Raw genomic sequence first — 11783 nt, 5'->3', positions numbered from 1 at the left:
AACGGTAGATTTATGAAAGATGGATCACAATTTAATCGTGTAGACACACGGCACAAAAATTACAAAAGAATTGAAAAAGGATGCTACTCATGAGTTATGAAGTTTTTTTGAAAATTTCCGATTCAACTTATACCCAATTCGAGACCATTCGGCAGAAACTGCATGATGGGGTAAGCCAAAGTCAGGCAAAACCCTTAGGGGATGTATTGTCTGACCTTTCTTGTGAAATTATTGAGCAGGTTTTTTCTGTACTTTTACAGTCAGGGAATACAACCATGTCCCCAAAACAGCAAGCTGAGTCTGAAAAAGTAGTTCAGCAAGTTTTAGAGACTTTTCGAAAATACATGCCTTGGTCAGTTTCATTCTTTGGAAATGAACGTCTTTTACCTTTAGTTGACTACATGACATCCCTGATGAAAGAACAGGGGCAGCAAGTTTATATTACCTATCCAGTTACCCTCCAACTCGTGCAACAAGCTGAAACTCTTACGCAGCAAATTCGTGATGGGAATATGCAGAGTGTTGCAGCTGCTTTTGAGACCCTCATCCAAATTGTAGATTTAGGCGTAACAAGCCTAGTACGTGAACCTAAAAAGCGTTTAAAATTTAATTTAGTTGTCGATAAAACCCTGAATGGGGTGATCAACATGACGACGCATTTAGGCTATAAACGTTTGGAAAAGTTAGGTACACAGGTCGATCAGACCACAGCAACTCATTATATCAACCACTTTTTGGCCTTCATGCATCAAGCAGCATAATTTAAAAAGATAATAGGAACATAAAGCATGGCCAAACTTGATACTTTGCAAAATAAAGTGGTATGGATTACGGGAGCATCTTCTGGTTTAGGCAAGGCCTTGGCAGGAGAGTTGGCCTTGCAAGGTGCAGAGGTGATTTTGACCTCGCGTCGTTTTGATGAATTAGAAGCAGTTCGAGTGGGTTTGTTAAATCCAGATCAACACTTATCTGTGGTTGCAGATATTACTGATGAAAAGCAGGTACAAGAAGCCTATGAGCAGATTTTAAAAGCGAAAGGCAGAATTGACTGGCTTATTAATAATGCAGGCTTAAGCCAACGTGCTTTAATTGAAGATACGACCATGGCAACCGAACGGGCCATTATGGAAGTCGACTATTTCTCACAAGTGGCGTTAACCAAAACTGTGCTTCCGACCATGCTAAAACAAAAGTCTGGTCGAGTTGTGTTTGTTTCTAGCGTGGCTGGTCTGTTAGGAACACAGTACCGTGCAAGTTATTCGGCTGCTAAAGCGGCAATTCATATGTGGGCAAATAGTTTACGTGCTGAGGTCTCAGATCAAGGTGTTGAAGTTTCCGTTATTTTCCCGGGCTTTGTAAAAACTAATGTTTCTTTCAATGCGCTAAATGGTGCTGGGCAACCTCAAGGTCATCAAGATGAAGCCATCGAGAATGGTTTAGAGGCAGATGTTTTTGCCCAACAAGCAGTTAAAGCATTAATGCATGGGCAAGAATATATTGTTGTTGGAGGAACAAAAGAAAAACTAGGGGTTATGGTTTCTCGGATGTCTCCAAAACTTCTTTATAAAATGATTCGGAAAACAAAAGTAAAATAAAAAAGTGATTTTGCCGTGCTAAATTGATGAAAAACCCGCATAGAAGGTTCACCATGGATCAAGATTATCACCGTATTTTAGAAGTCATTACGCGTTTTCAATTGGTCTTTGACCAGAAAAATTGGGACGCTTTTGATGAGTTATTGGCAGATCAACTTGAGGTGGACTATTTCCAGTTTAGGGGAGAGCCTTTATGTGTCGTGTCTTGTCATGAATATAAAGGTTCTCGGCAACAGGCGTTGTCGCATCTCAGATTGCAACATAACTTAAGTAATCCGATCATCCGTATTGAACAAGATCGGGCATGGTTAGAATGTAATTATCAAATTTATCGTTTTTCAGAAAATGATTATTTTCATTCGTTTGGTCGTTATTATTTTACTTTGGCAAAACAACAGGGCAGTTGGAAAATTACCGGAATTTGCCAACATTTAACTAAAAATATTGGCAATCCACGCATTCATTTTTCTAGTGTAGGGCAGTATTAATCTTTTACTGCTGTGCCGTAGGCAAAGACTTCGACCATTCCACCCTGCATTCCGAGTTCGGTTGTACTCAGCCGAACTCCCATAATATGGTTAGCTCCTGCGGTATGGGCTTGTTGTTTTAAACGGACAATCGCTTCACGGCGAGCACGCTCAACCACACTTTCATAACTGGTGAGGCGACCACCCAAAACATTCTTAATGGATGCCAATACATATTTAAAGTAGTCATGAGAAATCACAACATTACTACTAATGAAATGGCCTAGCTGATCACTCGTTGCAAATCGGTTGGTATCAATTCTGATATGGGCCAGTCGTTGCTCTTTTTCTAGAAGTTCTTTCAAATGTTTTCGTTCAATATGGCGCCCAAAACCCCAACCAATACTGAAAAGAATCAGAAAAATAACAAGTTGAAAAATAAGATTTTCCATTTTCTACCTATGCACTAAATGGATCTGGTAGATGGGGTGCTTGAGGTTGCACAACTACAGCCGTGCCATAGACAAATAGTTCAGAAGCACCTTGAGCAATATTTGAAGTTGAAAAACGAATGCCGACAATTGCGTTCGCACCAAGTTGCTGAGCTTTGGCAATCATACGATTCATGGCTTCTTGGCGGGATTCTTCTAATAATTCGGTATAACCTGTAAGTTCACCACCCACAATATTTTTTAAACTCGCCATCAAGTCACGGCCAACATGCTTACTACGGACAGTACTTCCATAAACAACATCAAGCTGTTTTAAAATCTGGTGGCCCGGAACGCTTTCTAAATTACTCAGTAACATTATTTTTTATCAATCTAAATCTCTTAAGGTTTCAAGATAAGAAATATTCACATGATATGCAATAAAAAAGCCCACCGAAGTGAGCTTTTATAGATAAGTTATTTAAAACTTATTGCTTTTTAAGTTCAGCGCTCGATGATTGATTAACCACTGTATCTGAAGAATTTGCTTTTAAACCGCCACCTAGAGTTTTGTATAACTCGATTTGGTTGTTTAAGTTAGCTTGTTGAAGCAACAATAAACCTTGTTCAGCTGAATAAGATGAATGCTGTGCATCAAGAACTGTCAGGTAACTATCAATACCAGCACGGAAACGGGCATTTGAAAGAGTGTAGTTGCGGTTAGTTGCTTCTACTAGACGTTGTTGAGCTGTTAAACGTTCACCAATATTGGCACGAGTTGCAAGCGCATCATTAACTTCGCGGAATGCAGACTGAACTGATTTTTCATAATCAGACAATGCAATTTTCTGATCGGTTTCAGAAATTTTTACATTGGCACGACGTGTGCCCCAGTCAAAGATTGGTAAATCTAGGCTTGGTCCAACTGACCACACAAACCCACCAGACTTAAATAGATCACTTAAGTCAGTCGATGCGTAACCTGCAGAACCCGTTAAGCTAATTGTTGGGAATAAACGTGCTTTTGCAGCACCAATATTCGCACCAGCAGCGCTTAAGTTATATTCAGCAGCTTTTACATCTGGACGATTGTTAAGCAAGTCGCTTGGTAAACCAGCTGTATAAACATTCTGTTGAGTAATGCGTTTTACAGGTTGGTTTGGCAACAAGTTTTGCGGAATCGATTGACCTGATAACAAGTTCAACAAGTTTTGTGCTTGAGCCATCTGAGTTTTGTAGTTCGCTACATCGTTACGCGCAGTTTCTACAGAAATCTGTGCCTGACGTAGTGGAACTTCACTGTCGATACCCACATCAAAACGTTTTTTGTTGAGGTTGTAAGAGTCTTGCTGTGCTTTAAGCGTTTGCTCTGCAAGCTTTAGATTCGCTGATGCAAAAGAATAGTTCAACCATGCTTGAGCAACCTGACTAATCAGACTGATTTGTGTCGAATCACGTGCACTTTGCGTTGAAAGATAACTATCTAATGCAGCATCTTTCAAGCTACGAACGCGGCCCCAAAAATCAAGCTCATAGGCAGTTACATCCAAACCCACCTGATAGGTAGAGTAGGGGTTGTTCGGGTCACGGCTTTGAGAAACCTGACGAATTGCACTACCACTTGCTCCGATTGTCGGAAGCTGGTTGTTTTGAGTAATTCGATATTGCTGTTGAGCACGTTCAATATTGAGCGTTGCTGTACGTAAGTCACGGTTGTTGGCAAGAGCCAAATCAATCACTTCGAGCAAACGAGGGTCAGAAAAGAACTGTTTATAACCCTGTTCTGCAATAGACGTACCAGAAGCGCTGTTATATCCATAGCTTTGTGGTATATCGGTTTTCACGACTGGTTCTGGGCCGCGCATGCTTTGACAAGCTGCCAAAGCAAGCGCAAGTGCAGATACCGCAATGCTACGACCTGAAATAGACCATACTTTTTGCATCACGATTTATGCTCCTGAGTGTTTATGGTTTTTGGTTTGTACTTAAAGATACTACGAATTAACACATAGAATACAGGGATAAAGAAGATACCTAAGAACGTTGCACTGAGTACGCCACCGAGTACACCGTAACCGACAGAGTGCTGACTTCCTGCACCTGCACCTGTTGAAAGGGCAAGTGGAAGTACACCAAAACCGAAGGCAAGGGTGGTCATAATAATTGGACGTAAACGCATTTTTGAAGCATGTAAAGTTGCATCAATGAGGTCTTCACCTTTTTCCTGCAGCTCTTTTGCGAACTCAACAATCAAGATCGCATTTTTTGCAGAAAGACCGATTACCGCGATCATCGCTACCTGGAAGTAAATGTTATTTGAGAGATTTGGATCTCCTTTAATAATCATACCCAAGTAAGTCAATATGATTGCACCAATAATACCGAGTGGTACTACAAGTAAAACCGAGAACGGAATAGACCAGCTTTCATATAATGCAGCTAAGCAAAGGAAAACGATTAACAATGAAAGAGCATAAAGGAATGGAGCTTGAGCACCAGACTCACGTTCTTCAAGTGATAAACCTGTCCATTCATAGTCGAAACCTTGTAAGCCCATAGATGGTAGCTTGGCAATAATTTCTTCCATTGCTTTCATAGAATCACCAGAACTTACGCCAGGTGCAGGTGTACCTTGAATGTTAACCGATGACACGCCGTTATAACGTTCAAGACGAGGAGAACCATATGTCCATTCGCCTGTAGCAAATGCAGAGAACGGTACCATTTCGCCTTTGCTATTACGTACATACCACTTGTTCAAGTCTTCAGGCATCATACGGCTACCCGAATCACCTTGAACATAAACTTTTTTCACACGACCGCGGTCAACGAAGTCGTTAATGTATGAGCCACCCCATGCAATACGCATAGTGTTGTTAATGTCAGCAATGCTAACGCCCATAGCACCAGCTTGAGCCTGATCTACATTAATTTGATACTGAGGTGTATCTTCTTGACCATTAGGACGTACCCCTACAAGACGTTTATCTTGTGAAGCCAAACCTAAAATTGTGTTACGTGCGGCAATTAGTTTCTCATGGCCTTGACCACTTGAGTCTTTAAGTTGCAAGTTAAAACCAGCAGTTACACCTAGTTCAGGCATTGCTGGAAGCTGTAATGGCATGATGTAAGATGCGTCTTTGACGATCATGTTTAATGCCATACCGCGCTGAATTAACGCACCAATTTGAGATTCTGGTGAAGTACGTTCACTCCAGTCCTTCAATTTAACGAAGCCAATACCAGCATTTTGACCAACACCTGTGAATGAGAAACCTGAAACGGTGAAAATAGATTCCACTGTATCTTTTTCATTCATGAAGAAGTTTGTCATGGTATCAACGACTTTATTCGTACGATCAAGCGTTGCATTCGGTGGTAATTGTACAAGTGTCATGACCACGCCCTGATCTTCTTCTGGTAAGAATGAAGATGGGAGTTTTTGGAACAAGAACACTAATAGGCCAATCACTACAGCGTAAAGTATGCCAGAGAAGATTTTGCCTTTAAGCATGCGGCTAACACCATTTTGGTAGCTATGCGACATGCGGTCAAAACCGTTGTTAAACCCTCTGAAGAAACGAGCAAAAATATTATTGCTTGGTTCTTTGTTAGGATCATGCTGTTTTAAAATTGTTGCACAAAGTGCTGGCGTAAAGGTTAACGCCACAATTAACGATAGAACCATTGCTGTTACAAGGGTAATCGAGAATTGACGATAAATTACACCAGTCGTACCACCAAAGAATGCCATTGGTACGAATACAGCTGTCAATACGCTTGTAATACCAATTAATGCACCAGAAATCTGTTCCATTGATCGTGAAGTCGCCGTGACCGGATCGGTATGCTCTTCACTCATGACACGTTCAACGTTTTCCACTACAACAATGGCGTCATCGACCAGAAGACCAATTGCCAATACCATAGCGAACATGGTTAAGGTGTTAATTGAGAAACCAAAGATATTGATGACAGCAAATGTACCTAGCACAACAACAGGTACAGCAAGTGTAGGAATAATGGTTGCACGCCAGTTCTGCAAGAATAAGAACATGACAATGAATACTAAAATTACCGCTTCAATTAATGTGTGTACAACACTTTCAATTGAAAGACGAATAAATGGAGTAGTGTCATAAGCCAGCTTGTCTTGTAGACCCGCAGGGTAGTTCTTACGTAATTCGGTTAAACGATGTTCAACAGCATCAGCGGTATCAAGTGCGTTGGCACCAGTTGCAATTTTAATTGCAAGACCACCAGCAGGTTTACCATTAAACTTCGAATCGAACTGGTAGTTATCAGAACCTAACTCTACACGAGCAACATCTTTTAAACGGACCTCAGCACCTGATGCTGTGTTCTTTAAGAAGATATTTTTAAATTGCTCAGGTGTTTGCAACAAGCTTTGTGCATTCACTGTCGCGTTAAGCACTTGACCTTGTACCGCTGGCGCACCGCCTAACTGACCTACAGCAACTTGTGAGTTTTGCGCTTGTAAAGCAGTCGCAATATCACTTGGTGTTAACTGGTAATTAGTCAATTTTGCAGGGTCGAGCCAGATACGCATTGCGTATGAACCACCAAAGACCGTTACCTCACCAACACCAGCAACACGGCTAAGCGGTTCTTTAATTGACGAGTTTACGTAGTCTTTAATGTCTGAGTCTGAAAGGCTATTATCTGGCGAATAAAATGCAATAACTTGTAAGAAGCTTGCGCCAGATTTGGTAACTGTCACACCTTGACGTTGAACATCTTCAGGTAAAAGAGCAGTTGCAGATTGCAGTTTGTTTTGAACCTGAACCTGTGCAATATCTGGATCAATACCTTGTTCAAAGTTTAATTGAATAGAGGCCTGACCGTTACCCGCACTGTTAGATGAAATATAACGTAAACCATCTAGACCATTCATTTGTTGTTCAATGATCTGGGTTACGGTGTTTTCAACAGTCTCAGCCGATGCACCAGGATAAGTTGCAGCAATTGTAACTGTCGGTGGTGCAATCGTCGGATACTGTGCAATAGGCATTTTTGTGAGCGTGAGAATACCCGCTAACATAATGACTAGTGCAATCACCCACGCAAAAATGGGGCGATGAATAAAAAATTGTGCCATTCAATCTACCCCTTATGCATTTGAAGATGCTTTCTGTTCTGCTTGAGGTTTACCTGATTGAGCCGGCTTTGTCGCATTTGGAGCTGCACCTTGAGGAGTTGCTGGTTGAGCTTGGTAAGGTTTTGCTGACACTTCTTGCCCTTCTTTAACTTTGGCAACACCATCAACAATCACTTTATCACCAGCTTTGAGACCATTGGTCACAATCCAGTTTTGTCCTTGAACACCAGAAGTTTCAACAGGACGACTCTCAACAGCACCTTTTGCATTCACAGTCATCGCCATAGCTTGACCTGTCGGTAAACGGGTAATTGCAGCTTGAGGAATCAGATAAGCATTTGGAACTACACCTTGAACAATCTGCGCAGTTGTATACATACCAGGAAGTAACAGATGATTCGGGTTCGAGAATACGGCACGTAAAGTAATCGTTCCTGTATCCTGATTTACAGACGCATCAGAGAAAGCAAGTTGTCCTTCGATTGGATAGGTTGAACCATCTTCGAGCTTCAATTTTACTTTCGTGTTGTTACTATTGTCTAAACTACCTTTACTCAATTGTTGACGTAAACGTAATAACTCGGCACTAGACTGGTTAATATCAACATAGATCGGATCTAACTGTTGAATCGTCACTAAAGGATCAGTTTGGTTTGCAGTGACTAAAGCACCAGCTGTTACAGAAGAACGTCCAGACTGACCAGAAATTGGTGAGCGAATTGTAGAATAACCTAGATCTACGTTTGCATTCGTTACTTGAGCCTTTGCAGCAGAAACTTGTGCTTCTGCAACATTAACCTGACCAAGTAAGTCGTCATATTCTTGTCTAGATACAGCGTTACTCGAAACAAGTTGCTTATAACGGTTTAACTTAGTACGTAGGGAAGCTAGATTTGCCTGTTGTTGTAAAAGTGATGCTTTTGCATTTTCGAGCGTTGCATGGTTAGTTCGAGAATCAAGTTGATAAAGAGCTTGACCTTCACGAACATAACTTCCTTCAGCAAACAAGCGTTTTAAAATTACGCCACTTGTTTGAGGGCGAACTTCAGAAATTTGATATGCTGAAGTACGACCAGAAAGTTCAACGCTTTGTTCAACACTTTGTGGTTGAGCAACAATAACACCTACTTCAGCAGGCGGCATTTTCTGAGCAGCAGCAGCTTGCTGTTTCTCATCGGAGCCTTTGCCACAACCAACAAGTGCGATACTTGTTGCTAATGCGCAAGCAGTAAGGGCAGGAGCCCAAAGCTTAGCCGACATCATTGTTCCACCTCGTTAGATAAAATCTAAAAATATATTTGTTTTTTACTTAACCTACTTTGTGTTTGTAATAACCAGAGCCAAAGCAGTGCAATCCAAATAAAACCTATGCCCCAACCGGCGAGTACATCTGTTGGAAAATGAACTCCAGCATATATTCTTGAAAGCCCCATACAGATAAACCAAAGACAGGAGATCAAAATGATAGAAGGAGAGTTAGTGTTGGGCTTATGGCATAACATTATCATTGCCAGACAGGCCAGTGTTGATGCATAAACACTGTGTGCACTTGGGAACGATGCACCGTAACTTTCGACAATATGATATACCTGTGGGGGTCTTGGGCGGTCAACACACCACTTGAGCAGCCAACCCATGGTGATACTGCCAATAACTCCCACGCTAATGAAAATAACAGTAATATATTTTTTATACCATGCCTGATATATACATACCAGAAAGGATAAAAAACATACAAAAGGCATACCACCTACACGTGCCAGAAAGATCGTAATAAAGTTAAGATAATCTGATCGGTGTTCACTTAATATTTGAACGCTCAGGAGATCCATAGATTGAAGTCTTGGTACAAAAAGACCAAGCACACCTAATCCAAAAAAAATACAACCAATAAAAAGTAACATATAGGGCATGTATATACCTTTGCTTATTCAAGCAGTGTCCACTACTGAAAGCCGTTAAAAGTGTACTTGCCAGTACACTTTTTTTCAAGCCTGATAGATCATCGTAAATTCATTTTGAAAATTTTTTAACATTTGGAAAAACAATCACAACAAAATTGACGGAATTCACATTTTGTGTACAAAGCAAAATTCTTAGTGTTCTGTCTTTTTTCCACTATTTGTTGTCGTATTTTCTTCAAGTTCTAGGGGTTGTTTTGGTGGCCAGAAAAAATCGCTTGGGCGAGTCAGAAAATGGGTCATTACCAGTTTGGCTAAAGGTTTCCATTGTTCAAAGCGAACTCGACGTGCCCGTAGTGCCACAATAATGGTTAAGGTGAAACTAACGAATAAGTTAGTGAGACCAATACATAACACGCCTAAAAAGGACACGATAATCAGTCCGATATCTGGGCTGCCGTTAATTGTCATTAAACCTTGAATAAAGTTAGCCGAGGCAAAGGCAATATGGCGAATATCCAAAGGTAAACCTAGAATAAAACCTATGGTGCCCATACTTCCTAACATAATCCCGAATAAGAAGTTACCGGCTAAAGCTCCTAAATTACGCTCAATATATTCAGCAAAACGGTTGAGGCGATCTTGCCCTAACCAGTTTGCTAAACGGCGATGTGCTCTAAGGCGTGGACCGACTTTTCGGTAAACAGCCATATTGTCGAAGTATCCGGCAATGAGGCCTGACAAAAATAAGCAAACTCCAGCTATGGCTGCATGTGGAACTGCCAAAGAGGTGAAGGGATTTAGGCTGTGCAACAAATAAGTTGCTTTAGTATGAGTTAATAAAGGCTCATCAAGATAGAACTGCCAAGCAAAAGTAATGAGCGCGGCAGTAGGAATCGCAATTGAAATATTGCCTAAAATAGCAATGAATTGTGTTCGAATAATATTAATAATAAGAGCAGCCAGCTCTGCAATTTGAGCTGTTTTAGAGCCTTTACGCTGCTGTACTGTTGCAGCGAGGGCTGCAGCAGTCATCGCGGGTTGTTTGGTTGCAACTGTGAAATGCAGAACATGAATTAGAATGAACCCTAGAGAATAATTCATACTGAAAGTAAAGGCTTGCATGAGCGGTGCCATGGTCATTCTTGCAGCAAGAATTTTTAAAGATGCCATACAGGCAATAATGACACCCGCTCCAGCGGCAGCTTTATACATGCCCAAGAAACCTTTTGTATCGGTACTTACATAATGTTCGCCTGTTCGGCTGGCATTTTCAGTTACTTGGAAGGCAATAAGTTCACTTGTTGTACTTAATAAAGAGCGAACACTTTTTTCACTGTAGTGCGCCTTGGTTAAATCGGAAATAAGATGCCCTAAAGAGACATATTTCCCTTTACTGTTATCTACAACCAAATAAAGCAGTAATTCAATTCGGTCGAGGCACTGCTCAAGTAACGACAATAAATAAGTCAAGCTTAAGCTGACACCAATTCTTTTGGTGGCACGGCGAATCTTTAAAACCACATCCCGACATTGTTCCAGCATAACAAATGCTTGCGATGCATCCGGAGGAGAAATAACTGCAATTTCATGTTCAGAAAGTTCTTGTTTTTTGTACTTTTCGATAAACTCAATAATTTCACGGTTCTGAACTAAAAATGGTGACTCATATTCAGTTAATTCCGGTTGAGCATTAATAAATTCAGGGTAAAGGCCAATTCCACTAATTCGATAAGTTAAGACGGTAATTGCTTTAATCATTTCACTTTGAATGACAAGCTTTTCGTCTACATTACTTTGGCTTTGTCCAATAAGACTGAATAAATTTGCCCAATCTTCATCATCAATATTATTGAGCCAGATTTTGTCACTTTCTAAATAGAAAATTTTACCAATTAATATTTTGAGTTGGCTTGCATCTTCGATTAACGGTAAAAAATGTGCTCCGAGTCTTTGCCCGAGTTGGTTCCAGAAACCATCTAAAGATAAAATTCCGCTATCGGCATATAAGCTGACTTGTTTATAGCGATTAATCAAACGTAATAAAAAAGTTTGTAGCAGAAACGGCGCTGTAGGTGTGCGTAATAGGCTTTCAATTAAAGCCTGTATTTTTTGCTTTATCTCATCCGTATCATGAGGATCGGATGGACGAATGGCATTGACTAATTCAATGATTAAATTTTCATCAATGACAGCTTGAGTATCCTCAAGCTGTTTCTGTATTTTTAAAAAATGATCTGAAAAATTTATATGCATAGGCAAAATAATAT

The 11783-nt window shown here is 40.6% G+C and carries 10 protein-coding genes; 3 read left to right on the top strand and 7 right to left on the bottom strand.

Annotated elements, in window-relative coordinates; translation table 11 throughout:
• Positions 1-89: 89 nt before the first annotated feature.
• Genes F936_RS17520 through F936_RS17510 form a run of 3 tightly spaced genes read left to right on the top strand, consistent with a single transcriptional unit; the run spans position 90 to position 2083 of the window.
• On the top strand, positions 90-761 hold the full coding sequence (locus F936_RS17520) for a hypothetical protein (RefSeq protein WP_005049899.1): 672 nt from the start codon (positions 90-92) through the stop codon (positions 759-761).
• Positions 762-788: 27 nt separating this feature from the next.
• Positions 789-1595: an SDR family NAD(P)-dependent oxidoreductase gene (locus tag F936_RS17515; RefSeq protein ID WP_005049896.1), complete on the top strand. Its 807-nt coding sequence runs from the start codon at positions 789-791 to the stop codon at positions 1593-1595.
• Positions 1596-1648: 53 nt separating this feature from the next.
• On the top strand, positions 1649-2083 hold the full coding sequence (locus tag F936_RS17510; RefSeq protein WP_005049894.1) for a nuclear transport factor 2 family protein: 435 nt from the start codon (positions 1649-1651) through the stop codon (positions 2081-2083).
• On the opposite strand, the gene F936_RS17505 is transcribed toward F936_RS17510, so the two are convergent.
• The 7 genes from F936_RS17505 to F936_RS17475 all read right to left on the bottom strand — a co-directional run bounded on the left by F936_RS17505 (position 2080) and on the right by F936_RS17475 (position 11769).
• Positions 2080-2514 (bottom strand): YbjQ family protein, encoded by a 435-nt coding sequence (locus F936_RS17505; RefSeq protein ID WP_003655403.1) that lies wholly within the window; start codon positions 2512-2514, stop codon positions 2080-2082. The two genes, F936_RS17510 and F936_RS17505, sit on opposite strands and share 4 nt — an antisense overlap.
• A gap of 7 nt (positions 2515-2521) precedes the next feature.
• On the bottom strand, positions 2522-2872 hold the full coding sequence (locus F936_RS17500; protein WP_003655405.1) for a YbjQ family protein: 351 nt from the start codon (positions 2870-2872) through the stop codon (positions 2522-2524).
• 109 nt (positions 2873-2981) lie between these two features.
• Positions 2982-4436 carry a multidrug efflux RND transporter outer membrane channel subunit AdeK gene (gene adeK, locus F936_RS17495; RefSeq protein WP_005049891.1) on the bottom strand — a complete coding sequence of 485 codons (1455 nt, stop codon included), beginning with the start codon at positions 4434-4436 and terminating at the stop codon, positions 2982-2984.
• The gene (gene adeJ, locus F936_RS17490) at positions 4436-7612 is read right to left on the bottom strand and encodes a multidrug efflux RND transporter permease subunit AdeJ (RefSeq protein ID WP_005049889.1); all 3177 of its coding nucleotides are present in this window, start codon (positions 7610-7612) and stop codon (positions 4436-4438) included. Before adeJ ends, adeK begins: the two co-directional genes overlap by 1 nt.
• A 12-nt stretch (positions 7613-7624) precedes the next feature.
• Complete coding sequence (adeI, locus tag F936_RS17485; protein WP_004639126.1) at positions 7625-8875, bottom strand: multidrug efflux RND transporter periplasmic adaptor subunit AdeI; 1251 nt, start codon at positions 8873-8875, stop codon at positions 7625-7627.
• Positions 8876-8898: 23 nt separating this feature from the next.
• Positions 8899-9525 (bottom strand): phosphatase PAP2 family protein, encoded by a 627-nt coding sequence (locus F936_RS17480; RefSeq protein WP_004639128.1) that lies wholly within the window; start codon positions 9523-9525, stop codon positions 8899-8901.
• 183 nt (positions 9526-9708) lie between these two features.
• A complete protein-coding gene (locus tag F936_RS17475) occupies positions 9709-11769 on the bottom strand; it encodes a site-specific recombinase (RefSeq protein ID WP_005049883.1) in 2061 nt (686 codons plus the stop codon).
• Between the last annotated feature and the right edge of the window lie 14 nt (positions 11770-11783).

The sequence above is a fragment of the Acinetobacter calcoaceticus DSM 30006 = CIP 81.8 genome (assembly GCF_000368965.1).
Lineage (GTDB): Bacteria > Pseudomonadota > Gammaproteobacteria > Pseudomonadales > Moraxellaceae > Acinetobacter > Acinetobacter calcoaceticus.
The sequence above is the reverse complement of the archived record's forward strand: the minus strand, read 5'-3'. Positions and strand labels throughout refer to the sequence as shown.

What these genes read in the sequence shown, in the direction of transcription:
- F936_RS17520 (WP_005049899.1), top strand. Translation starts at nt 90, where the DNA reads ATGAGTTATGAAGTTTTTTTGAAAATTTCCGATTCAACTTATACCCAA.
- F936_RS17515 (WP_005049896.1), top strand. Translation starts at nt 789, where the DNA reads ATGGCCAAACTTGATACTTTGCAAAATAAAGTGGTATGGATTACGGGA.
- F936_RS17510 (WP_005049894.1), top strand. Translation starts at nt 1,649, where the DNA reads ATGGATCAAGATTATCACCGTATTTTAGAAGTCATTACGCGTTTTCAA.
- F936_RS17505 (WP_003655403.1), bottom strand. Translation starts at nt 2,514, where the DNA reads ATGGAAAATCTTATTTTTCAACTTGTTATTTTTCTGATTCTTTTCAGT.
- F936_RS17500 (WP_003655405.1), bottom strand. Translation starts at nt 2,872, where the DNA reads ATGTTACTGAGTAATTTAGAAAGCGTTCCGGGCCACCAGATTTTAAAA.
- adeK (WP_005049891.1), bottom strand. Translation starts at nt 4,436, where the DNA reads ATGCAAAAAGTATGGTCTATTTCAGGTCGTAGCATTGCGGTATCTGCA.
- adeJ (WP_005049889.1), bottom strand. Translation starts at nt 7,612, where the DNA reads ATGGCACAATTTTTTATTCATCGCCCCATTTTTGCGTGGGTGATTGCA.
- adeI (WP_004639126.1), bottom strand. Translation starts at nt 8,875, where the DNA reads ATGATGTCGGCTAAGCTTTGGGCTCCTGCCCTTACTGCTTGCGCATTA.
- F936_RS17480 (WP_004639128.1), bottom strand. Translation starts at nt 9,525, where the DNA reads ATGCCCTATATGTTACTTTTTATTGGTTGTATTTTTTTTGGATTAGGT.
- F936_RS17475 (WP_005049883.1), bottom strand. Translation starts at nt 11,769, where the DNA reads ATGCATATAAATTTTTCAGATCATTTTTTAAAAATACAGAAACAGCTT.